General features: G+C 65.2%; 18 protein-coding genes. 2 read left to right on the top strand and 16 right to left on the bottom strand.

All coding sequences use genetic code 11. The features are described 5' to 3' along the window. Positions 1–521: 521 nt before the first annotated feature. The 5 genes from ABC304_RS06435 to ABC304_RS06415 form a co-directional block, all read right to left on the bottom strand. Positions 522–1,187 carry a GntR family transcriptional regulator gene (locus ABC304_RS06435; protein ID WP_412929647.1) on the bottom strand — a complete coding sequence of 222 codons (666 nt, stop codon included), beginning with the start codon at positions 1,185–1,187 and terminating at the stop codon, positions 522–524. 9 nt (positions 1,188–1,196) lie between these two features. Further along, on the bottom strand, positions 1,197–2,072 hold the full coding sequence (gene purU, locus ABC304_RS06430; RefSeq protein WP_412929646.1) for a formyltetrahydrofolate deformylase: 876 nt from the start codon (positions 2,070–2,072) through the stop codon (positions 1,197–1,199). Continuing rightward, positions 2,072–2,968, bottom strand: a complete 897-nt coding sequence (locus tag ABC304_RS06425; RefSeq protein ID WP_412929645.1) for a bifunctional methylenetetrahydrofolate dehydrogenase/methenyltetrahydrofolate cyclohydrolase — start codon at positions 2,966–2,968, stop codon at positions 2,072–2,074. The genes purU and ABC304_RS06425 overlap by 1 nt, the downstream gene beginning before the upstream one ends. Beyond that, complete coding sequence (locus ABC304_RS06420) at positions 2,965–3,849, bottom strand: methylenetetrahydrofolate reductase (protein ID WP_412929644.1); 885 nt, start codon at positions 3,847–3,849, stop codon at positions 2,965–2,967. The genes ABC304_RS06425 and ABC304_RS06420 overlap by 4 nt, the downstream gene beginning before the upstream one ends. 64 nt (positions 3,850–3,913) lie before the next feature. Next, positions 3,914–5,278: an aminomethyl transferase family protein gene (locus ABC304_RS06415; protein WP_412929643.1), complete on the bottom strand. Its 1,365-nt coding sequence runs from the start codon at positions 5,276–5,278 to the stop codon at positions 3,914–3,916. A gap of 118 nt (positions 5,279–5,396) precedes the next feature. Here ABC304_RS06415 and ABC304_RS06410 point away from each other — a divergent pair, with 118 nt between their 5' ends. After that, positions 5,397–6,326: a LysR family transcriptional regulator gene (locus ABC304_RS06410; RefSeq protein WP_412929642.1), complete on the top strand. Its 930-nt coding sequence runs from the start codon at positions 5,397–5,399 to the stop codon at positions 6,324–6,326. A 416-nt stretch (positions 6,327–6,742) separates the two neighbouring features. After that, positions 6,743–7,750 (top strand): alpha/beta hydrolase, encoded by a 1,008-nt coding sequence (locus ABC304_RS06405; protein ID WP_412929641.1) that lies wholly within the window; start codon positions 6,743–6,745, stop codon positions 7,748–7,750. 46 nt (positions 7,751–7,796) lie between these two features. Here ABC304_RS06405 and ABC304_RS06400 read toward each other — a convergent pair whose 3' ends face one another. The 11 genes from ABC304_RS06400 to ABC304_RS06350 all read right to left on the bottom strand — a co-directional run bounded on the left by ABC304_RS06400 (position 7,797) and on the right by ABC304_RS06350 (position 23,500). Next, the gene (locus tag ABC304_RS06400) at positions 7,797–8,861 is read right to left on the bottom strand and encodes a CdaR family protein (protein WP_412929640.1); all 1,065 of its coding nucleotides are present in this window, start codon (positions 8,859–8,861) and stop codon (positions 7,797–7,799) included. Between the two features lie 139 nt (positions 8,862–9,000). Further along, a complete protein-coding gene (locus ABC304_RS06395) occupies positions 9,001–10,041 on the bottom strand; it encodes an ABC transporter permease (protein WP_412929638.1) in 1,041 nt (346 codons plus the stop codon). Further along, positions 10,028–11,533, bottom strand: a complete 1,506-nt coding sequence (locus ABC304_RS06390; protein ID WP_412929637.1) for a sugar ABC transporter ATP-binding protein — start codon at positions 11,531–11,533, stop codon at positions 10,028–10,030. Before ABC304_RS06390 ends, ABC304_RS06395 begins: the two co-directional genes overlap by 14 nt. A gap of 62 nt (positions 11,534–11,595) precedes the next feature. After that, a complete protein-coding gene (locus tag ABC304_RS06385; RefSeq protein WP_412929636.1) occupies positions 11,596–12,726 on the bottom strand; it encodes a sugar ABC transporter substrate-binding protein in 1,131 nt (376 codons plus the stop codon). A 78-nt stretch (positions 12,727–12,804) separates the two neighbouring features. Then, entirely contained in the window at positions 12,805–15,087 is a 2,283-nt protein-coding gene (locus ABC304_RS06380; RefSeq protein WP_412929635.1) for a hydantoinase B/oxoprolinase family protein, read from the bottom strand. After that, entirely contained in the window at positions 15,084–17,204 is a 2,121-nt protein-coding gene (locus ABC304_RS06375) for a hydantoinase/oxoprolinase family protein (RefSeq protein ID WP_412929634.1), read from the bottom strand. The genes ABC304_RS06380 and ABC304_RS06375 overlap by 4 nt, the downstream gene beginning before the upstream one ends. 66 nt (positions 17,205–17,270) lie before the next feature. Further along, positions 17,271–18,269 (bottom strand): NAD-dependent epimerase/dehydratase family protein, encoded by a 999-nt coding sequence (locus tag ABC304_RS06370; RefSeq protein WP_412929633.1) that lies wholly within the window; start codon positions 18,267–18,269, stop codon positions 17,271–17,273. 219 nt (positions 18,270–18,488) lie between these two features. Then, positions 18,489–20,000, bottom strand: coding sequence for a flavin-containing monooxygenase (locus ABC304_RS06365; protein ID WP_412929632.1), 1,512 nt, complete (start codon positions 19,998–20,000; stop codon positions 18,489–18,491). Positions 20,001–20,164: 164 nt separating this feature from the next. Beyond that, positions 20,165–21,649: an aldehyde dehydrogenase family protein gene (locus tag ABC304_RS06360; RefSeq protein WP_412929630.1), complete on the bottom strand. Its 1,485-nt coding sequence runs from the start codon at positions 21,647–21,649 to the stop codon at positions 20,165–20,167. After that, entirely contained in the window at positions 21,639–22,388 is a 750-nt protein-coding gene (locus ABC304_RS06355; RefSeq protein ID WP_412929628.1) for a class II aldolase/adducin family protein, read from the bottom strand. The genes ABC304_RS06360 and ABC304_RS06355 overlap by 11 nt, the downstream gene beginning before the upstream one ends. After that, positions 22,385–23,500, bottom strand: coding sequence for a zinc-binding dehydrogenase (locus tag ABC304_RS06350; protein WP_412929626.1), 1,116 nt, complete (start codon positions 23,498–23,500; stop codon positions 22,385–22,387). The genes ABC304_RS06355 and ABC304_RS06350 overlap by 4 nt, the downstream gene beginning before the upstream one ends. Between the last annotated feature and the right edge of the window lie 2 nt (positions 23,501–23,502).

Here is a 23,502-nt window from a genome sequence, read left to right as displayed (position 1 = left end):
GGGCGCAGCCGTCGCTTCGCTAGGCGAACTTTAATCCTGATCGTGCCCGATCGCGTTCATGTGTGGGCAGAATGTGGTCAAGCAGCCGAGAGTCCCGCGACCCGGGTGTGATGTACTCGGACGTACCTGACGGTCCTGCATCAAGACATCCCTGACAGTCGATCTGATCAGTACAAGCCCGACGGTAGAGCGTTTTGACGGGTCCGCGTCGGCGGCCGTTGCTGACGTACTTGGTACCGGGCTCCGGATAGGGCGAGGCCGGTTCCCGCGTCGTCGGCCCTACCGAGTCCTGCGTCGACGCGATCGCCGCGGCCACGAAGACGGAGTCTTCCACCCCGTTCGACCAGTTCGTCTCGACCTCTAGATGGGGACACTCATCACGCCCAACGGGAAGACATCTGCCACCGCGGCTGAGGCAAGCTCGGGACCGGCACAATGACTCGCTGGGTGGTATGCCTCTCAACGCGTCGTCCCAACGACATGGGCTGAAAGGCCGACGAGTTCGGGAAGTGAGCGGCCGATCACTTACCCTCTCTACGGGCACCTCGGACCTGCCTAATGAGGAACACCGTCCGATCTCGGATCGCCGCTACCGCAGCCGCGGGGTCGCTCGCTATGACCGCGTCGACGAGACGATCGGTCAATGCTGACAACGGAGCTGCTACGTCAGGAATGCGCTTCTCAGTGAGCAGATGCTGATGCAGCCGGTCATCCAGTTGCTCGAGCATCTCGACGGAGACAGGTTGCCGGCCGAACCGGCCGAGAAGCCCACAGACGCGAGCATGGAACATCAACACCGTGCTCAGTTCGGCGAACGAAGATGCGCTCCGATAGCTGTTGCGAATGGAAGTGAGCATGATGACATCCGAGGCGGACAGCGCGACAGCAGCTTTCTGCGCACACAGCTCCTGTATGGCCGAGCTGGCCTCCAGCAGAGGTGCGATCTCCTTCGCGGTGGCTTTTCGGACGCGGACTCCTTGGTAAGGGGTGTGTTCGATCAGGCCGCTATGCACGAGCGAGATCAGGGCGTTCCGGACCGCGGAGCGCGGAGCGCTATATCGCTGCTCTAACGCTCGCTCGGTGAGGCGTTGATGTGGGACATAATCTCCTCGCACGATGGCCCGTCGCAGCTCGCGGGCGAGGGATAGATAGTCGGCTGTCGCTCCCGTTGAATGCGTGCGCTGCATGAAAGTCGACTAGCTGAAGACGATGGTTTGGTTGCCGTCGCGGATGATCCGGTCCTGGGCGTGCCACTGCACGGCGCGGGACAGGACGGCGCGCTCGACGTAGGCGCCGCGGGCCTGGAGGTCGGCCGCGCTCATCGAGTGGTCGACGCGGGCGACGTCCTGCTCGATGATGGGGCCTTCGTCGAGGTCCTTGGTGACGTAGTGGGAGGTCGCGCCGATGAGCTTCACGCCGCGCTCCTTCGCCTTCCGGTAGGGCGCCGCGCCGATGAAGGCGGGGAGGAAGGAGTGGTGGATGTTGATCACCGGCACCCCGACGGCGTCGAGGAAGTCCTCCGAGATGATCTGCATGTAGCGGGCGAGGACGACGAAGTCGACGTTGCCGCGCAGCAGGTCGAGGATCTTCGCCTCGGCCTCCGACTTGTCCGGCCCCTGGGAGGGGACGTGGAAGAAGGGGATGCCGAACGAGCGGACGTCCTCGGCGGTGTTGGTGTGGTTGCTGATGACCATCGGGATGGTCACGGGCAGTTCGCCGCGGCGGTGGCGCCACAGCAGCTCGAGCAGGCAGTGATCGGACGTGGAGGCGAGGATCGCCATCCGTTTCGGGATCGACTGGTCCGTCAGCGTCCACTCGAGTCCGAGCGGGGTGACCGTCGCGGTGAGGTCCTCCTCGATCACCGGCATCGCGGCGGCCAGGTCGGGGCGGTGGAAGACGACTCGCTGGAAGTACTCGCCGCCGTCGGCGTTGGAGGAGTACTGGTCGAGGGTGGTGATGTTGCCGCCGTTGCGGGCGATCAGGGCCGTGACGGCCGCCACGATTCCGGGGCGGTCGGGGCCGTGGACGATCAGGCAGGCGTGATCGGCGAACGCAGGCGTTGCGTGAGTCATTATCGCTTCCTCTCGAGGAACCGCTCCGCGGACTGCACGACATTCGACACGAGCATTGCTCGCGTCATCGGCCCTACACCCCCTGGATTGGGTGACAGCCACCCGGCGACCTCAGCCACCTCAGGATGAATGTCACCGGCGAGCCGGGCTTTGCCGGAGTCCGTCGTACCGACGCGTGTGACTCCGACGTCGAGCACCGCGGCCCCTGGTTTGATCCAATGCCGGCGCACGAGATGCGGTTGCCCCATCGCAGCCACCACGATGTCCGCGCGGCTCACTTCCTCGGCGAGATCGGCCGTCCTCGAGTGCGTGAGTGTGACGGTGGCGTCCAATCCTCGCCGGGACAACAGCAACCCGAGCGGTCGCCCCACAGTGATCCCACGTCCGATGACGACCACGTGCTTGCCGGCGATCGGCACGCCGTGGCCGCGGAGCAGGGCGATGATGCCGGCTGGCGTGCAGGGCAGCGGCGCCGGGGTGGCTGTGAGCGGGTCTACGCCCAGGACGAGTCGGCCCAGGTTGGTCGGATGGAGACCGTCGGCATCCTTGTCCGGGTCGATGAGCTCGAGGACGGCGTTTTCATCGGTACCCGCCGGGAGCGGAAGCTGCGTGATGAAACCCGTCACCGCAGGGTCATCATTGAGCGCGCGGACTGCCGCGCTGATATCGTGGTGCGTCGCCGTGGACGGCAGTTCGACCGATATCGACTGCACGCCGACCTCGGCACAGTCTCGATGCTTCCCCGTCACGTAGGACCGCGATGCACCATCATCGCCCACCAGTAGTGTGCCGAGTCCCGGAGAGATTCCCCTCTCTGCAAGCACCGCGACCCGTTCACGCAGTTCGGCTTTGACAGCAGCCGCGGCGGCGACCCCGTCGAGCACCAGGGCGGTCACCGTGGCCGCCGTGCGGCGCCGAGGTAGTCCCGCGCCCACTCCGATGTTGCCAGCAGTCCGCCGAACGTATAGAAGTGCAGGCTGACCTTGCCGGCGGCGGGGTCGGCGGACACGAGCGAGGCGAGATCGCTGACGAAGCGGTCGGGTCCGGCGGTGCCCATCAGGTTGGTGAGGGAGAAGCCGTACTTCTTCACGATCATCGCGTTCGCGCCGATGCCGAAGCGGCGGGCGAAGCCGAGCAGGCGCTTGATGCCCGCCGGTCCGGGGGTGCCGATCCGGATGGTGGAGTCGATGCCGCGGGCGCGCACCTGGTCGATCCAGCTCATGACGGGGTCGGTGTCGAAGGAGAACTGGGTCAGCACGGTGGTGCCGAGGTTCTGCTCGCGGAGGGAGACGGCCTTCTCGTCGAGCGAGCGCCACAGCACCTCGTCGGAGATGTCGGGGTGGCCCTCGGGGTAGCCCGCGATGCTGACCTCCTTCACGCCGTAGTCGGCGAGGATGCCGGTGCGGATCACGTCGTACGCGCCCTCGTACGGTCCCTCGGGAACGGCCGGGTCGCCGCCGACGACGAAGACGCTCTCGGTGGCATCGACGTCCTGCAGCCGGGAGAGGAACTCCTCCAGCTGCGCCTGCGAAGAGAGGCGACGGGCGGAGATGTGCGGCACCGGGATGAAGCCCATGTCGCGCACGGCCTTCGATGCCGCGACGCGCATCTCGAGGTCCTCGTTGCCGAGGAAGGTCACGTTGATCTTGGTCCCCTGGGGGATGGAGTCCTTCGCCTCGATGAGGCCGGGGACGTCCTTGCCCGTCATCTCGAGCGAGAAGTCGCTGACGAGCTCGCGTTCCGCCGCGGCATTCCGCGTGGACGTGGTGTGTGCCATGAGTGGGGCCCTATCGGGTCGGGGCGTGGCACGGCGCCGACACCGAGTGTCGGCGCCGTGCCTGTCACGAGGGGTTCTTGCGGTAGTTGTCACGAGCGAACGAGGAGTACGGCGCGGGCTGCACGGTCACTCGCACCCGCGCCTGGCGGTGCTCTTCGACGGCCGGCTTCGCCGTGATGGGGTCCTCGCCCCACACGAGTTCGAGCTCCGTGCCGGGATCGGAGTACCCGAGGTCGACGCTTGCGAGTGAGATGAAGGACTGCTGGTTCGTGACATAGCCGACGTCGTGGGAAATTCCCACCAGCTGCCCGCCCTTCTCTACGCGATCCTCTTGATAGAGGCCATAGCGGGCCTTGGGGAATTCGAGGTACTTGGCGGGGCTGCCCGGCTCGTACTGTGAGCGCTGGATGGCGGCGACATCAACGGGGTTCCACACCAGAGTGACTTTCTTGCGCTTCTGGTCGGCGGCGCGCAGCTCGAGGGCTTCCCGGCCGATGAAGTCATGATCGAATGCCACGGTTCGCCCGTATCCGATGTCGTAGGGACTGAGGTAGTAGTCCTCGATGTCGTCGGACACGAAGCTTCCGGCGCTCGATCCGATGCGGTCTCCCGGCAGCCACCTGAGGTACTCCTCCGATCGCTCGCCGGTGAAGACGGCCGGGATGGGCGAAGGCACCCACGCCGATTCGAGATTGGCTGTGGAATACGCACGCGCGCCGGCGAGAACCAGTCCGAACTCTCGGCCGGCGTCCAGGATCGCCTGGCGAACGCCCTCTCGCTGCTCCCAGGGGCCGAACAGTTCGAATCCGGGCTGACCGGCCATCCCGTGGCGGAGCGAGTCGACTTCCACTCCGGCGATGGTCAGTTTCGCGGTACCGAAGAACTTGGTCTCAGGAACGGGGCCGCCCAGCACCCTCTCCATGACCGCCATCGCCAACGGGCCCTGGATCTCGTAGCGGTACAGAACGGGGCTCTTCCCGTGCTCCCGCATGATCGAGTTCGCATCGCGCTCGAAGGTGACGTCGTAGTCACCGGTCTCTCCGACGAACTGGACCCAGTCGAGCACCATGTACCAGCCCACGAGGTCGAAGCGTTCCTTCTCGAGGTAGAACAAAACCGCATCACCGATCAACCAGCCCTCGTGGTTCACGGCGACGAACTGCTTGGCGTCACCAACGGCGAAGCGCGAGAAGTTGTTCACTCCGGTGTCGGCGAGGAGCTTGAGCGCATCCGGACCGGAGATAAACAGGTCCGTCATGTGATGCGACTGATCGAGCAGCGCGACGCCGTCGCGCCAGGCACGCTGCTCGGAACGCCAGTTGGTGAATTCTGGCGTAACGGGGAAGATGGCCGGACGGTCGGGAGCATTTCGCAACGCAGCGACGACCCCTCCGGCACGATCGATGACATCTGCAGCAGATTCGGACACCTGAACTCCTTTGAACGTGACCACCCTTTAGAAGGCTCTTTCACGGTACTTAGTTAGAGCCGCCCTCACATGTACCCTCACTAAACTGCCGGAAAGCACGACTAACGAAGGGCTCGGCGTGGATCTGAATCTTGTACGTGTTCTTGTGGCGGTTTACGAGGCGCGAAGCGTCACTATTGCCGCCGAGCGCCTTCATGTCACCGCCCCTGCGATCAGCCAGTCCTTGGCTCGGCTCAGACGCGAACTTGATGATCAACTCTTCAAGCGGAGCGGTCGTGGGGTCACTCCCACTCCTCTGGCTGAAGCGATCTTTCCGCGCCTTCAGGCGTCACTCGCTGATATCGACAACACTTTCGATGCGGTCAACGGCTTCGATCCCGCCACGTCGGAGCGCACGTTTCGCATTGCGATGTCTGAGCTCGGTGAGGTCGGGTGGTTGCCCGAGATTTTCACCATCTTCCACCGCGATGCTCCGCGGGCTCGTCTCGAAGTGGTGCACCTCGATACGAGCCGGTTGTCGGAGTGGCTTCAGGTCGGCGCGATCGATCTCGCCATCACCCCTGTCGATCCGAGAATCGCTGCAGAGCGTGTCTTGGTGAAGCATCAGATGTACTGCATCGTCATGTCGGATTTGAACGAGTTGGCGCGACGCCAGGTGACTACGGATCTATATCTGGCTGCACGCAGGGTTCATGTTGAGAGCGACTCCGGCGCTGTGCTTCTCGACGCCGCACACCACCAACTCGGACCAATCACCGCTCCGACCGTCTCCGTCCAACACTTTGCAACCCTCCCGCCGCTCCTCAGCCGAAGTAGCGAGCTGATCGCCGCAATCCCCGAGACGATCGCTGAAGCCTGGACACACCGGTGGCCGTTGGTGACGCGCCCGGTGCCGTTCACGATGACACCCATCGCCCTCAACCTCTACAAGCGGCACACGACCCACCACGCAGGCGCTCTCGATTGGTTCTACTCCGTGGTGAGACAGACCGTGAGGAACTCGACGGGAGAGTTCGCGGTTATGCAGGGACCCCAGCCTCGCCGCTAACTGCCCCGTGCAGTCAATACGAGCGAGCAACAACTTTCATGCGCGCACCACGTCTGGTGGTGACGCGTCGCGGCTGGAGTTGGGATGTGACGCGAGTCGATGCATGGTCGGACGGTTGCACCCATGGGTGACGGCCCAACCGCGGGGAGGCACCCGTGCTCGAAGTCTCGTCGGGAGAGGTTCGGGCACTGGTCGCGCAGAACAGCGCGGCAGCGGGCGGCTGACCCGTCGTGCGAGATGAAAGCTCGAGGATGTCGCCCGCGCGAGGCGTACGCTCGGGTCTGACGGATACGTAGGCCCGCAGGCGCCGAACGGCGGAGATTGATGTCCATTTAGCCGACGATCGGCGGGGGGATTCCTGATCGATTGGGCATGAGAATTAGAGCGACTCCCGGCTATGAGTGAGGTTAGTTCAAGTGGAACTGAATGAGGTGCCTGGGAAGTCGGACAGCGTGGCGACCCGTTCTCCGATCGACCCGGAACTGCGCGCCATCCTGGATTTCTATCCGCCGCCGTTGGGAGCCGTCACCCCGGAGACCCTTGACGCTTATCGCGAAGCGATCCACGCACGGCAGCCCACGCTGGACGAAGTGACAGCCACCGGCCTCGTCGAGGCGGAGATCCGGAACGTGCCCGGACCGGATGGATCCGCAGAGATCAGGATTCTAATCCTGAGGAAAGCGGGCGGCTCCCCGCGCCCCCGACCGTGTCTGTACCACCTTCACGGTGGAGGCATGCTCGCCGGCGACCTCCTGATGCGGGCAGACTCGCTCGCACAGAGCGTCTTGCGGTTGGACGTCGTGGGCATCTCCGTCGAATACAGGCTCGCTCCAGAGAATCCGTTCCCCGCCGCGCTCGAGGACTGCTACGCCGCGCTCTTGTGGGCCTCTAAGCATGCCGCCGAGCTCGGCATCGATCTCAGTCGCATCGTCACGCAAGGAGCCAGCGCCGGGGCCAACCTCGCTCTTGCCACGGCTCTCCTCGTGCGCGAGAGGGGTGGCCCGTCGATCAGTCACCAGATCTTGCAGTGCCCGATGTTGGATGATCGCACCTCCGTCGGCCGTGAACCGGCCGAGACAGAGGACAACATCTGGAACCACGTGTCCAACGCCACGGCCTGGAACTTCCTCCTCAGCGGGACCGCCGGTGGGACGACCGTGCCGGCGCTCGCGGCGCCAGCGCGAGCAACAGACCTCAGCGGTCTGCCCAGTACCTACATCGACGTCGGACAAGCGGATACTTTTCGCGATGAGGTCCTCGACTTCGTCGCACGACTGGCCGTTGCCGGCGGACTCGTGGAGTTCCACCTCTGGCCGGGCGCCTGGCACAGCTTTGACTACGTCGCGCCCTACGCGGCCCTCTCACAACTCTCGAACGACACTCGGCACGCATTTCTTGCGCGCGCCGTCGGACCTACCAACTAGAGCGCGCATGGAAGGCGCGGCGTCGTTGAGGCGAGCGGCCGGGTTGTCACGGAAGGGCGCCGTTCCGCACTGCCCGGACGAGCATGAGCGCCAACTGTAGCCGCGCTTTGCCCAGCGAGTCCAGCGTGTAACCCAGCGCCTTCTGCAACTGCGACTGGCGAGCTTGAAGGGTGGAATGGTGCACGTGGACGCGGTCGGCCGCCTGCCGGAGGCTGTCGGTCGCTGCGATCGCCTCAAGGAATTCTAGGCTCCGGGGATTTACTCTCTCCATCTCGATCAGACGTGTCACATCCGCAACGGTCGAGGCCCTCGCCCACATCTCTCCGACAATGTCTGCGAGCACTCCGACGTCGTCGTACCGTAACCGGCGCGGGCCTGGGCTGGTCGGCGTCGCATCTCCGGTCATGCGGAGGGCGAGCAGGGCTTTGTGCCACGACGCCGGTAGTCCGAGGACATCGCCCGCCGGTCCGATCCCGTGCGGAAGGGACGCGAACTCAGTTGGCATCTCACCCTCGCCGCGCGTGAGGATCACGGCCGTCACGCGCCCGATGCGGGTCGCCCTGCTAACCAGGGGACCAGCGAGCAGGGCGGGTGTCGGTCGATCCGCACCGATGATGGCCGCGACCTGAAGCTGCTTCTCGTTCTCAAGCAGAAGCCGGCGGGCTGCAACCGACCGGTCAAGTTCCGACGATGTCTCATCCAGCAGTACGTCCACGCTCGCGGGATCATGCGTTTCCGAATGCCGAGTCCGATCAAGGGCGATCTTCACGCCTGCGGCCATGCGTTCCAGAACGATCGCGTCGAGCTCGCCGGGCGACTCCCTCCGTTCGATCCACACGCGCGCGACAGCGTCGCCCCCCAGATCCACCGATGGCCATTCGTCGTCCGTGTCCGCGTCCTGCGCGACACGCCCTTCGGGAGAGACCCGGAGATGCAGCTGGCGGTCGGAGTCGGTGAACCCGACCACGCTCTCGGTCAGCACCGCGCCGGCGCGCAGCAACGCGTCAAGCCCGGCTCGATTGGCCACAAGTGAGTCGAAGTAGCGGATCACGCGGAACGCATCCGCTGCTGAAGCATCCAGCTCGCGCAGCCGTCCGAACATCTCTTGCATGAATCTCCCTGGAGATGTGGTTCTGGCTCGACCGCGGCTGGCAACGCCAGATTACGCTTGCGGGCCGCGCCGAGCCGAGCCGTGACATCCGTGCGGTGCCGCACACCCCGCACGGGCCGAACTGGTCGGGTCCACTTGGCTACTGACGACGGCCGCCCTTGCGTGCTCGTCCGGCCGACGCGCGACGAGCAGCGACCACGGCGATGGACACTGCCCCGATCAGCGCGACACCGTTGAAGGCATCGGTGATCCACTGCTGACCGCCGACCAGCTGAAGTCCTTTCACGCCGGTTGCGAGGAGTCCGATCGCGATGAGAGTGCCCCAGACGTTGAATTTCCCCGGTTTGATCTGGGTGGTGCCGAGGAAACACGCAGCGAAGCAGGGCAGGAGGTAGCTGGGTCCGATCGTCGGTCCGATGCTCCCGATCTTCGCCGTCAGCAGCACGCCACCAATCCCGGCCGCGAGGCCGGACAGCATGAATGAGACCAGCAGATAGCGGGACGTGCGAACTCCGGCGAGGAAGGCGGCTTCCGGCCCTGCGCCGGTTGCATAGATCCGGCGGCCGAAGGGCGTGTGCTCGAGCAGGTACCACGCGACGAAGCCGAATGCCACAGCGTAGATCGCGATCGCGGGTATGCCGAGCGGCTGCCACGCCGTGAGCGCTCTCAAGTCGGCTGGAACCGGTCCGCGAAACTGCTGATCGGAGATGACCTGGGACAGGGCCAGCAAGATCGAGGTCATTCCCAGCGTGGCAATCAAGCTGTTGATGCCCACCTTCGCGACGAGCAGGCCGTTGAGCGCCCCGATCGCCGTACTGCAGACAATCGCGGCGATAGCGGCTGCCCAGGGGTTCCATCCCCCGACCGTCGAGAGCGTCGCAGTGAGGATCGCGCTGAGGCCGAGGTTCTGCCCGATGGACAGGTCGAAGCCACCGGCGGCGAGGGTGAACATCAAACCCACAGCGAGAATGGCCGTCACCGCCTCGTCCGAGACAAGGCTCACGAGCGTCTGACTGGTGAGGAAGACACTGGGGATCCAGGCACCGAAGATCACGATGATCCCGGCCCAGACGTAGAGGCCGCTGAATCTCTGAAAACCGAGATCGACGCGCCTACGACGCGGCGCGGGAGGAGATGTCGTCGCCTCGGCCTGTCGGGGTGAGCTCTCAGTTACGTTCATGCTCGTCTCCTTTCGTGGACGCTTTCCTCATGCAGGCCGCGAGAAGCCGGTCGACGGTCAGGCCTCCTCCCTCCAGCACCGCCCCGATGCGACCGTCGTTCAGTACGATCACGCGATCGCAGATAGCGCAGAGTTCCTCGGCATCCGAGGACGAGATGACCACTGCCGTGCCGGAGGCCAGGGCGGTGTCGAGTGCCGAATAGATTGATTGCTTCGCCCCTGTGTCCACACCGTTGGTGGGTTCTTGGAGCAGCATCACTGCCGCGTCGGTTCGCAACCATCGCGCCAGCACGACCCGCTGCTGATTGCCGCCGCTCAGCAGTGAGAAGAGCGTGGATGCCGGGAACTTCACATTCATTCGTTCCAGCCATGTCGCGGCATCCCGAGCCTCAGCCCGACCGCTGAGCCATACGCCGCGCAGGGGCGCCAGCGCGGGGAGGGTGATGTTCTCACTCAAACTCCACGTTGGTATTGCGCTGAGTCTTTTCCTATCGGCAGGAGCGAACGCGAGACCGGCGCGGATGGCGGCTTGCGGATCTCCGGAGGGGATCGATTGACCGCGGACCTCTACGGTGCCGCCCTCCCTGGCTTTGCCGCCGCCCATCAGGAAGAGCAGTTCCTCATACCCGGACCCGATCAAGCCGGCGATTCCCAGGATTTCCCCCTTGCGAACGTCGAAGCTGACGCCGTCGACGGTGGCGCCGGCCACGTCGCGCACGCTCAGCACGACCTCGCTGCTGGGCGCGGGGCTTTCCGGGTAGAACGCCTCGAGAGGACGGCCGATGATCAACTCGACCAGACCGTCGTGGTCGAGGGACGCCACTGGCCCGCTGGCTACCGTGCGCCCGTCGCGGAGGACGGTGACGTCGTCGGCGATCTCGAAAACCTCCTCGAGACGGTGCGTGACGTAGAGCACGCTGTTGCCACTATTTCGCAGGCGTCGGACGAGCTCGAAGAGGTAGGCCACTTCAGTGCTCTGCAGGGAGGCGGTCGGCTCGTCCAGGACGATGAGTCGCCCCGGGCGGTCGTTGTCGCTCAACGCTCGAGCGATGGCGACCATCGTCTGGCGCGCCTGCGAGAGCTCCCCCAGGTTCGCGGAAGCGTCCACATCCACGCCGAGGTCTGCGAGCAGCTCGGCGGCAACGCGCTTCTCCTTTCGGTCCGACAGCCACCAGCGAGAAGAGTACTGCCGGCCCAGGCGGAGATTGTCGGTAACGTCGAGGGTGGGCACGAGTCCGAGGTCCTGATGGATGAAGCGGATGCCGCGCGCCTGGGAGTCCGTCGGCGATCCCAATTCGAACGGCTCGCCTTGGACGGTCGCCGTTGCACCGGTATCGGGTTGGTAGACACCGGCGAGCACCTTGATCAGGGTCGATTTGCCCGAGCCGTTCTGGCCGAGGAGCGCATGCACCGTGCCCTGACGGATCGTTAGCGCCGCGTCGTTCAGACCGCGGCCGCCCGGGAACGTCTTGCTCAGCGACTGGATGTCCAAGGCGGCCGCCGCAACGACGGATGTCGGCGCCGCTGTCGTCACCCCCCCTCGGCCAGACATCTCTACTCGACGCCCCAGGCAGCCAGGAACGCCTCAGGCGTACCAGGAGTTGCAGGCACGTCGGTCGTCTGGGTCACGTTGTCGGCGACGAGGATCTGGTGCCATCCGGACGGTTCGAACCATTCGTCCGTCGGGGTCTCTCCGAGCGAGAGCCGGGCGAGGCCGTCGATCGCACGCCAGCCCGCAGTCGTGTTCTCCTGAGCGACCGATGCAAATTCCTTGCCGCTCTTGAGGTCGGCGAGGTTTCCCGCCTGCGGCGAGAGAGTCACGACCTTCACCTGATCCGCGAGACCCGCAGCTTCCAGGGCGGCCGGTACGCCGACGGTGTAATCGCCCAACGAAAATGCCACGTACTTGATGTTCGGATGGCTCTGTACGTAACTGACCACCTTCCCGGGAACCGTTGTACCGATGCCCGTTGTCGGCGCCTCCAGTACGGCGGACTCCGAGCCGGTCGCCGAGATCGCATCCTCGAAGGCGTCCTTCAGCGGATTCCAGATGGTCGATAAGGCAGGGTCCCAGACGAACACGGTGTTTGCCCCGGTCCCCCCGTCGGCGACGATGATGTCTCCCATCAGCGACCCGGACTCGGTGAATGTCGGAGCACTCGCGTAGGCGGCGAAGACGGGTCCGTTCTTATCTGGGCGGTCACCTGCGGGCGCGATGGACACGATGGGGATGTCCAACGCCGCTGCCGCCTGAAGCTGAGCAGCGATGGCCTCATCCGGGACGACGGGTGTGTAAGCGATGAGATCCGGCGGATCCTGCATGATCTGATCCCACACCGCCAGATACGCCTCGGGCGACATTTCTGACTCGTACTCGCGCACGGTCCAGCCGAGCGCTTTGGCCGCCTCCACGGCGGCGTCTGTCGTGGTGTGGCAGACCGGGAGCACGCACGTGGATATTGCCACTGTGAGCGACGCATCGGGCGTCCCCGTGAGCGCTGCGACGGCTATCGGGTCTTGCTCGGCGGTGAATTTATCGACCCTTTCTTGCGCGGCGGTCTGCGCCTCCGACGAGCCGGAGTTGTCACCGGTTGTTGCGGGGCTGGGGCTGGAGCACGCAGCGAGTGCAGCGGCCATCACGATGGCCGTCGCGAGGGCACCGGTTCTTCTGGCGGGAAACATCATCGTCTTCCTTTCGTTTGCGAGAGTGTTGTTCGAGATCCGCCGCCGGTGGCTGAAGCGATCTCGAAGACCACGTCGGAACTACCGCATGGTGGGCAGTTCGTCGGCGGGGACTACCTCGGAGCGAACCTGAGTCGCACACTCTGGGCAGAAGAACGCGCGGAAGACCAGCTCGCGGTCGACGTATTCGGTCGGCGCGGCGAACATGCCGGGGATGGCCGCGGGGAGGTCCGAGTCTCGGACGACCAATCCGCTGGCGAGGTCCTCGCCTCGCCGAGCGATCTCGTGTCCGCACTGCCGGCACGCGATCAGCTGCGCCGCATCGTGGCCCGTGATAGCGAGGTTCTCATCGATGAACTCGGTGAAGTCGCCGTCGGCGTGGCCCGCGTCTCGAGTCGGCGCTGTCCCAAGCCGCTGCTCGCGCAGCTGCGATCGCCGCTGAGCGGTTCCGGCTTCGTCGACGCCGCCGTCTGGCAGAACGGACACCCCGTACACATCGATGCCCGCGGCCCCGCTCACCCTCCCATTCGCGATGTCCAGCGCGACTGCAGCTGGGTCGCGCAAGAGCGGGTCGCCGTAACCGGCGCCGCCTGTCGGCTGGATGTAGACGGCATCGACCAGCTCGACGTGAGTCTCCAAACGGTTCGGGACCACCTGGATCGTGCCACCCAGCTCGGCCAGGCTCGTCGGCACCGCTCCCGCGGCGAACATCGCGGGAACGTCGGCATTTCGCACGATGACGTCCAGACCAGGCCCGCCGGGATATGCCCCGGCGAGTCCGTTCACCTCCGCACGCGCCTTGCCGTTCGTGGAGAACGCACCGAACAGCGGCTGGCCGGTCTCATACGGAATGAGACAGGTGGAGGCCGACAACCCTCCCCGGAACCGGCCCGCGCCACCCGAGTCCACCTCCTCGCGTCGCCACAGGTAGAGGTACGGACCGGCCAGCTCCTGCATCTCGACGTCCGGCGCGCGGCCCATCGGGATATTCAGTGATCCAGCCGTATCGGCGCCGTCCTCGTAAGGCCGCGCACCGAAGCCTCCGGCCATCGCGGTGAAAACGATGTTGACGTTCGGCTGGCCCTCTCGATCGACGCCGGCCAGGGTGACGACGTCGTACGTGCTCGTGCACGACGCCTGAACGCGCTCCTTTAGGTCGACAGCGGTGTCGACCATCCGCCCGATCACTTCGGACACCACGTTCATCGTGCCCAGTCCCGAGGTGATCGACCCCCATCCCACTGCGGCGGGGAACGTGGCGTTGTTGATGGTCCCTTCCTCCGAAACGATGTCGAAGCATCTCAGCAGGCCTCCGGCCGACCACGGGATGTCGCCCGCCAGGAGCGGCAGAACCGCCATGATGACACCGGCGCGCATTCCCGAGTAGGGGCAGTTGATCATGCCGCTCTGAGGTGCCGTGCCCGTGAAGTCGAACGACATCTGGTCGCCCGTCTTCGTCAGCGTGACGGCGAGCTTGTGCAGATCGCGATCGCCAATGCCGGACTCTTCGAGATAGCTGACCGCGCTCCACGAGCCGTCCTCGATGTCGCGCAGACGTGCACGCAGGCGCTGTTCGGCGTCGTTCATCATCTGCTTCATCACGGCCTTGACCGTGTTGGCCCCGTAGCGTTCCACGAGTTCGAGAAGACGTCGCTGCGCGATCTGGTTGGCGCCGATCTGCGAACGCAGGTCGAGTTCGACGTGGTGTGGCAGTCGCGAGTGGCGGAGGAAGGAATCCAGGACGTCGTCCTGGATCTCTCCGCCGCGCACGACGGCGATCGGGGGTGTCGGCACGGCCTCGGTGAAGACGTCGACCGCCGAGAGGTCGGAGGAGCCGGGCTTGGCGCCCCCCACGTCGACGAGATGGCAGATCGCGCTCGTCCAGGCGAACAGCTCTCCCTCCCAGAAGATGGGAGCGATGATCGCCGTGTCGTTCTGATGCAGGCCGCCGCCCACCCACGGGTCGTTGGTGAGAAACATGTCGCCCTCACGTATGCCGGGGCTGTCGCTGCGGTGCTGGAGGGTCCAGTAGACGGCGAGATCCATGGAGGCGATGAGGCCGGTGTTGTACAGGCCCACCTGCACCGGCTGCCCAAGTTCGTCGCAGATGGCGACATCCATGTCATTGGCCTCGGTGACGGCGTGAGAGCCCGACATCTTCTTGAGCGTCTCCCCCATCTCCTCAGTGATGGACCACATGCGGTGGCGGAGAACCTCGTAGCTCAGCGGATCTATGTCGGTCTGGTCTGCCGGCACGGAGTGCAGGCGCAGCTTGGGGGAGATGCGGCGGCGGAGTTCATCCATCGGCAGCGGCCGACTTTGGAACTTCTCCGCCTCAGCTGATGTCGACGTTCTGGCGCTCACTGTGCGCTCCTCTCTGAAAGGTCCACCCGGAGGTTGCCGTATTCGTCCACCCGGGCCTCGCGGCCCGCGGGGATGGTCACTGTGGTCGTGGCGACCTCGATGACGGCGGGACCGGGGAAACGGTGACCGCTACGCAGCTTCGCGTAGTCGTAGATCGCCGTCTCTTCGAAGCCGCGCTCGTGCTGCAGATGCACGAGACGGTGGCCCTTGATCGCCGATGAGGCGTCTGCGTCGTCGGATCGTTCATGCTCTGGGAGGGTCGGTCGGAACGGCAGCTCGCCGACCCCGCGGATCCGGTAGGAGATCATCTCCCGACCCGCGTCGGCGAACGCGGATCCGGCGCCGAAGAGCTCGGCGTAGCGCGCATCGAAGACTTCTCCCATCGCCTCGACCGTCGAATCGTCGATCGTCTGGTCGACGGGCGCCTCCGCGGTCACCTCGAACATCTGCCCGGCGTACCGCGCATCGAACTCCCGGTTGAAAGTGACATCGCTGAAGGCGACGCCCTGACGGTCGAGCGACTCGCGAACCTGTGCCGTGAGCCTGTCGAAGTTGCGTTGCACGTCGGCTGGGTCGAGCGGGAACAGCGCGGGATCCGACACCTCAGCCGTGACGGCCACATCGGATGCGGCCAGACCGAAGGCCGAGAACCCGGATGCTGCCGCTCCCAGGGGCACGACCAGCTCGCTCGCCTTCAGCTCCGTCGCGATCGCCGCGGCATGGATCGGGCCCGCGCCGCCGAAGGCGTACATCACGAATCCGCGGGGGTCGTGGCCGGCTTCGACGACGACCTTGCGGGCGAGGTCGGCGGTTTGCGCGTTCTGTACTTCGTATACCGCTGCCGCAGCTTCTTTCGCGGTGAGCCCCAGTGGACGCCCGATCTTCTCCAGAAGCGCCTGTTCTGCCAGGTCGACGCGGAGCTTGCGCTTGCCGCCGAGGAAATAGTCGGGGTCGATGATGCCCAGCACCACATCGGCGTCAGTCACGGTGGGTTCCGTGCCTCCCGCCCCGTAGGCCGCCGGGCCCGGCACGGCTGCGGCGCTCCTCGGGCCCACGCGCAGGTTGCCGCCCTGGTCGATCCACGCGATCGCGCCGCCGCCGGATCCGATCGCGTCCACCCTGATGGTGGGGACATTGATGGGATGCTGGTTGATCACCGTGGTCGACGTTCGAACCGGTTCCCCGTCCACGACCATGCCGACCAGGAACGTCGTACCGCCCACATCTGCGGTCACAACGTTCTTGTGTCCGAGCTGCTGCGCCAGGCGCGCAGCACCCACCACCCCACCGCTCAGAACCGAGCCGACCGTGGTGATAGCCGACGCAGGGGCCTCGGCCGCCGCGATCGTTCCACCCGAGCTCTGCATGACGAGCAGCGGTCCCCGCAGCCCCCGCTCGCCCAGCTCGCGGACGAGCGGCGTCAAGTAGCGGCGTAGCGCAGGACCCAGCTGGGCGCTCATGATGGTGGTGGAGCTTCGGGCGAACTCGCGGATCCGCGGGGAGACCTCACTGGAGACGGCGACGAACGTGTCCGGCGACATCTCGGCGATAATCTCCGCCACGCGCTGCTCGTGAGCGGGGTTCTGGAACGACCATAGGAAGGACACGGCGATCGCATGGACTCCTTCCGCGAGAAGGCGAGTGACCGCGCTGCGCACTTCGTCCTCGTGCAACGCGACGACGACGTTTCCACGTCGGTCCACGCGTTCGGTGACTTCGATCACGCGTTGCCGAGGGACCAGAGGAGCCGGCTTGTGGAGGTTGATGGAGTCCTGGATCGCGTTGGCGGTGAGACCGAGGTAGCGGCCCTCGATGTTCATGATCTCGATGGAGTCGCCGTGCCCCTTCGAGGTGATGAAGCCGATGGGCTCGACATTCCCGGTGACCAGCGCGTTGATGCTGGCGGTCGTGCCGTGCGCGATGTACTCCGTGTTCTGCAACAGTTCGCGCTCGTCGTACTTCAGTTGGGCGGCGAGTTCGCTGATCGCTGCCAGAACACCGATGGAATAGTCCGCCGGCGTCGACGGCGTTTTCGCGCCGGTGATCTGCCCACGGTCATCTGCCGCTACCGCGTCGGTGAAGGTTCCTCCGACGTCGATCCCGATCACGTACTTCACTGTTGACTCCTTCATCGAGGCTTTCCGAAACTTGGCGGCGCGACGGTATGCCGTAAGGCGGCGCCGTCAGCGCAGAGAACCGACGTCGTCGAAGTGCTCCGCGTGACGCAGGTCGTCGACGAAACGCGCGAGACCGTCTGTGATGGTGAGGGGCTCCGGGACCTGCAGCAGCCCGATCGTGCGGGACAGATCGGTTGCGTGGCTCTGTCGCGGCGGTCCGAAAATCGAGTCGTCGCGAGGAGCTTCGACGATGCAGATATCCGGGAACAGACCATGCATCGCCGCGGCGAACCGTGCCGTCGACGTCGTCTGCTGAGACCCGGCGTTGAAGACCTCGAAGACGTCATCGCCATCGTAGGTAGCAGCGCCGAACGCGACGTTGGCAACATCCCCCACGTACGTGTACTCGGACTCGGACGGCATCCCGGAGGGAACGACAACGTCCTGGCCGCGCAACGCTTCAGCGACGAGACCCTCGAGCATCGCGCTAGCGATACTGCCGCCCAGGTTCGGCCCGTAGCCGTAGATGATCGTGGGGCGGATGACTGCCGTCTTCAATCCCGTCGCAACGGCGAAGGCGCCGAGGACGTTCTCCATCGCGGCCTTGGACGCGGCGTAGTGGGAGACGTGCGGCGACGTCGTCGGCGACTGCTCCGTGATCCGCTCGGATTGATCCGCCGCATAGATTCCCCAGCTGCTGATGGACACGAATCGCTCGACGCCGGCTTGCTGTGCCCACTGCGCCAGACGCAGCGGCATCTTGACATTGACATCGAGCGTCAACAGCGGGTTGCGTTGCGCGCTCGCGGCGATGAGCGCCGCCGTGTTCACCACAGCATCAGCACGGACGCCGCTCAGCGCCTCGTCCGTCGCCACCTCGTCGGTGAGGTCCACCTGAACCGTCCGCACGCCCTCCGACGTTCCGAGGATATCGTGCAGGTAATCGTGGTGGATGGCACGGTCAACGAGCGTGACCGTCCACCCGTTCGCGAGGAAGACCTTCGCCGTGTGTGCACCCAGCATTCCCGCGCCGGTGATGAGAACGTGTCGAGATTCGTGTGCCACAGAGGTGCCATCGCTTTCCACTACCAGCCGGTCTCTGCGATGAGAACCGCGCGATACAAAGCTCTCATTGGGTGCGAGGGGACGGCACCGCCGTTTGTAGGGCTATCGAAAGTCGATCACGACAATTGGCGGTTCGCGCCTGGGGTGTCGAGAACGCGGCCAAAACACAGACGACGACGCCCCGCGAGGAGCGCCGTCATCTGCGTGTACCGATCGGTCTTAGGGTGTGGTGGCGACGAGGCGCCCGCCGTCGCCGGCTGTGCCCGCGCCACCGAAGAGGATGTCATCTGCGTCGATTCGCGCTGTTAAGCGCTCGAAGGCGGCCAAGCTGGCGGGGAATCGGATGACGACCTTGCCGCTGCCGTCGACGCGATACCAACTGCGGCATCCGCCTGCCTCCCACACCGATCCCGCCATCTTCTCGTCCAGCCAGTCGTTGTATTCGCGTTGGGCCTGTTCGGTCACTTGAATCGTGCCTGAGCCGTTGCACTCTGCAGTGGTGATCAAGTCGACGACCATCCGTGCCTGGGCTTCGATGACGCCGATGATCGATCCGGCGGCCTGGGTGTTGGGCCCCGCCATCAGGAACAGGTTGGGGAACTCCGGCACGAGCGTGCCCTTGTATGCCTCCGGCGTTCCGGCCCACTTCTCGTGGAGGAGAACGCCGCGTGCGCCCGAGTAGGTCACCCCGGCGAACATCTCCGTGGCGCGGAAGCCCGTCGCCAGCACGACGACGTCGGCATCCCACTCGCGACCGTCCGCACCGACCACGCCGCTCTCGGTGAACGCGACGACGACATCGTCCCATACGGTCGTCTTCGGGTTCGCGAGCGCTGGATAGTAGATGTTGGAGAGCGCAGGCCGCCGACAGCCGTATCGATAGTCCGGGGTGAGTATGCGTCGCAATTCCGGATCTTCGATCGCGCTCTCCATATGCTGCTTCCACACGGCTGTAGCCCGGTCCAGGAACTCGGCGTCCATCGCGGCGGACGCATCCGTCGAGATGTTGAACTCGTCGTAGATGATGCGACGCTTCTCCTGGAGCACCTCGGGGTGCTCACGGAAGAACCTCTTGTCTTCTTCGTCGTAGAATTCCTCGGGCTTGGGAACGACGTACGGCGCGGTGCGGATCACTGCCAGGACCGCGTCAGCGCTGTCAACCGCGTAGGGCACGACCTGGATGGCGCTGGCCCCAGCCCCGATCACGGCTACCCGCTTGTGGGAAAGATCGATCCCGCTGTGCCATTTGGCGGTGTGGATGATCTCCCCGCGGAAGTCGCTCATGCCCGGGAGGTCGGGGATAAGTGGCCGGCTGATGGCACCGACGCCCGAGATGAAGTACTTGCAACGCAGGGCCGTCGCATCATCCAGCGTCACCTCCCACATCTCGAGGTCGCCGTCCCAGTGCGCAGCGACGACCTTCGTGTCAAACGCGATCTGCTCGCGAATGCCCAACTCGTCGACGACGGCGTTCATGTAGGCGAGAATCTCGCTCCACCCAGCGAAATTGCATGACCACTCGGGGTTCAGCGAGAACGAGAGACTGTACAGGTGCGCCGGGACGTCGCACGCCGCGTTCGGGTATCGGTTCTCGCGCCAGACGCCGCCGACCTCCTCAGCCTGCTCGAGTATTAGAAAATCCGAGTGTCCGGCCACCAACAGCTCCCGTGCGGCCGCGATGCCACTGAATCCGGTTCCGATGATCACCGTCTCGTAGAAACGAGTCGTCATGTCTTTTCCCGTCCGGCGGCTTCCCGGTTCGGAGGTGTCCGTCGAGCATCGACAAGCCGCACTTCTGTGTCAAACAAGTCTTGAATTCGGCGCGAGCCGGAGCGACCGCCGGGCGAAGCGAAATGGCAAGCGCGATTCGCCATATGGCGGATCGCGCGCAGCCTCTATGCGTCCAGGATGTGGATGGACTTCACCTGCGTGAAGCTGAGAAGCTCGTCGATCGATTCTTCGCGTCCCAGACCGGAGGCCTTGTATCCGCCGAACGGCATTCCAATGAAGTGCTGCGCCGCACCGTTCACCCAGACATATCCCGCCTGAAGTTTCTTGGCTGCTCGCATTGCGGTCTTGATGTCGTTGGAGTACACGCTGGCAGTCAGGCCGTAGCGCACGCTGTTGGCCATCGCCACCGGATCGTCGGAGTCCCCCCACCGCACCACGGACAGCACGGGGCCGAAGATCTCTTCGTTCAGCACGCGCGCGGTCCTGTCCGCGACCTCCAAGACGGTGGGCGGCAGGTAGTAGCCCGTCTCAAGTGCTGCCGGCCTGTTACTGCCACCGGAGATCAGATCCGCCCCACCGGCGACTGCCTCTTCAATGAAATCCGACACACGTTCGAACTGCCGTCGGTTCACGAGGGGCCCCTGCTGACTGTGAGGATCAAGCGGCGAACCGATCCGCCGACCCTCCAGCAGCGCCCCGATCGACTCGGTCACCGCGTCTGCGATGCTTTCGTGCACGAGGAGCCTCGAGGTCGAACCGCACGACTGTCCGGACCAAGCGAAGTTCATTCCGCGAACAGCGGCCGCGGCCACCTCCTGCGGGTCGGCATCGGGGTAGGCGAGCATGGCGTTCTTACCGCCGAGCTCGAGACTCACCTCCTTGACGCCACTGTCGGCTGCATCACGCAGGATCGCCCTGCCGGTGGTTTCGCTGCCGGTGAAGGCGATGCGGGAGATCTCGGGATGGCGCGTCAAGGCGCGCGGCACCGTAGGACCATCACCAACAACGATCTGGACGACACCGCGGGGGAAGAGGTCGGCGACCAGCCGGGCAAGGTGCAGTGCGGAGAGCGGAGTCGCCTCTGCGGGCTTGAGGATGACGCAGTTGCCGGCCACCAGCGGCGCGGCGAGCTTCGTCACAGCGAACAGGATCGGGTGGTTGAAGGGGACGATGGCGGCGACCACTCCGAATGGCTCGCGAACGGTGAAGTGCGTGCCCGTGGCGAGCGGGACAGAGTACCCCTTCGTCTCCAGGGCCAGTCCTGCGAAGTAGCGGCACACCCGGGCGGAGTGATCGACATCCGCCTCCATCACGGCGATCGGTGCTCCGCCGTCCACGGCGTCCAGGAGCGCGAGATCGCTCTTATGCAGCTGGATCAGTTCAGCCAGACGGATGACGTAGTCAGCCCGCTCATTCGGGGATAACGCTGCCCAGGCAGGATGGGCGCGGACTGCGGCTCGTACCGCACCGTCGACATCGTCGGCAGTACCGTCGGGAACCTCGGCGACCACTTCCTCCGACTGCGGCGAGATGACGTCGAAGGTCCGACCGTCGGCTGCGGGAACGAGTTCGCCGTCGATCAGCAGCCCCCACGGACCGGTGAGCAGCTCGTTCACACGGAGGGTGTTGGTTTTCAAGTCACCGGTCATGGCGATCCTTTCCGTTGGCCGGTCGCCCCACTTGGGCGCTCCAGAGTTCCCATGGGCGTTGTGCCGTCGCAGCGATGGCGCTCGCCGCCGCCCGCGCTTCCTGCTCGCCGAGGTAACGCGGCGCGTCGCCGAGCCCCCAAACGGTGAGCTCGAGATCCGCGGCGTGCGACGCGTAGATCGCCCGGTACACCACCTCCCGCAGCGAGGGCGCCACGACGGTTGCGCCGTGCCCGCGCATCAGCACGATGGCCGCGTCGCCGAGACGACGAGCCAGGGCATCCCCCAGTTGAGAGGATTCGACGAGCATCGTGTGGTCGTCGGTCTCATCCCGGATTTCAAACATGGGGCACCCGTCGATGAGGAAGGCGTCCGTGTGCGCGATGGCGCGAAGAGGCCGCCCGACAGCACCGAAAGGAATGAGCCCGGACGAGTGCGTGTGCACGACTGCCTGGATGTTGGCGCGCCGCCGGTAGATGCCGGCGTGGATGTGCCGCTCCGCGTACGAGGTCCTCTCCCCCACGACCTCTCCGGTGTCCACGTTCAGCTCGACGACGTCTTGCTCAACCACGAGGGCCGGCGCCCGTGACGTGCTCATGAAAAAACGCGCGGGATCATGCGGTGATCTGATGCTGATGTGTCCCCATGCATCGAATACACGGTGATGCGCGAGGATGCGATTCGCCGTGACCAGGTCGCGGACATGCGAGGTCTCCAGGTCGCCCGCCTCGGTGTCGCTCATGCGGTGTGCGGAACAATCACGGGCTTCATCTCGCCCGCTTCGAGACTCACGAGCGCATCGGACACCGATCCGAGCCCGTAGGTGTTACCCAGCAGGGCGTCGAAGTCGAATCGATCTGCGTACGTCGTGAGCAGTTGGAACGCTCGCCAAAAGTGGGAGATGTCAGCAGAGATGCTGCCGGTCACGGAGATCTGGCGCATATTGAAGTTGGTCGCACTGACGCTGCTGGGGCGCGGGTCGGCAGCGCCGATGACGAGCATCTTTCCTCCGCGACGCGCTAGCGACAGGCCCTCGGCGAAGGCTGGCACTGCACCGCTGCATTCGGAGACGATGTCGGCCCCTCGGCCGTCTGTCGCGTCAAGGACGATCTGCCGGCGCTCCTCGGGCGTGGAGTGCTCCACGTCCAGCGTGGTCGACGCGCCCCACTTCTCGGCGAGGGCCAGACGAGAGCTCGGCGCGCCGATGACGATGATCTGAGGGATCCCCATGATGGTTGCGTACGCGGTGGCGTACAGGCCAACCGCACCCGACCCCTGGATGACGAGGGTGTCGGTGGGCCGAAGTTGACCGACGGTTTCAAACGCGTGCACAACCGTGCGAAAAGCGCATGTCGCGGAAGACGCCAGAGCGGGCGACAAGCCTTCGGGCACGTGCACCACCGCGGAACGCGGGTGGACATAGACGTACTCGGCGAATCCTCCGGTGAGGGACGGGAATTGGTCTGCTGGCCCGAACCCGTAAAGGTTGGCGTTGACACACAGCGTGGGTTGATGGGCGACCGCGCACCAGTAACAGTTGCCGCACCACGGGGATGCCCAGGCGATGAGGTCGCCCTCACGAAGCGGCTTCCCGACGACGTCGGTGACTCGGTCAGCTCCCAGCGCGACGATACGGCCGACTGCCTCGTGACCGAGGACGAGGGGGAGCTTGCACGTCGGAGAGTGGCGGAGCCCGCCACTGGCGATATGAACGTCGGTCCCGCACCCGGTCGCGGCTTCCACGCGGACGAGGACGGCACCTTCCACGAGGGGAGGAACAGGGAGCTCGTCAAGCTCGACGCCCTTGTCGTAGTCCCGCACGAGGGCGACGCGCGATGTCTTGGGGTAATCCATGT

Source organism: Microbacterium jepli (genome assembly GCF_047237905.1).
Lineage (GTDB): Bacteria > Actinomycetota > Actinomycetes > Actinomycetales > Microbacteriaceae > Microbacterium.
This window is presented reverse-complemented; position numbering and strand designations above follow the sequence as displayed.

Bases quoted from the DNA above. Each gene is read 5' to 3' on its own strand.
- ABC304_RS06350 (WP_412929626.1), bottom strand. From the start codon at position 23,500: ATGGATTACCCCAAGACATCGCGCGTCGCCCTCGTGCGGGACTACGAC.
- purU (WP_412929646.1), bottom strand. From the start codon at position 2,072: ATGACTCACGCAACGCCTGCGTTCGCCGATCACGCCTGCCTGATCGTC.
- ABC304_RS06395 (WP_412929638.1), bottom strand. From the start codon at position 10,041: ATGAACGTAACTGAGAGCTCACCCCGACAGGCCGAGGCGACGACATCT.
- ABC304_RS06385 (WP_412929636.1), bottom strand. From the start codon at position 12,726: ATGATGTTTCCCGCCAGAAGAACCGGTGCCCTCGCGACGGCCATCGTG.
- ABC304_RS06365 (WP_412929632.1), bottom strand. From the start codon at position 20,000: ATGACGACTCGTTTCTACGAGACGGTGATCATCGGAACCGGATTCAGT.
- ABC304_RS06360 (WP_412929630.1), bottom strand. From the start codon at position 21,649: ATGACCGGTGACTTGAAAACCAACACCCTCCGTGTGAACGAGCTGCTC.
- ABC304_RS06420 (WP_412929644.1), bottom strand. From the start codon at position 3,849: ATGGCACACACCACGTCCACGCGGAATGCCGCGGCGGAACGCGAGCTC.
- ABC304_RS06355 (WP_412929628.1), bottom strand. From the start codon at position 22,388: ATGAGCGACACCGAGGCGGGCGACCTGGAGACCTCGCATGTCCGCGAC.
- ABC304_RS06400 (WP_412929640.1), bottom strand. From the start codon at position 8,861: ATGCAAGAGATGTTCGGACGGCTGCGCGAGCTGGATGCTTCAGCAGCG.
- ABC304_RS06435 (WP_412929647.1), bottom strand. From the start codon at position 1,187: ATGCAGCGCACGCATTCAACGGGAGCGACAGCCGACTATCTATCCCTC.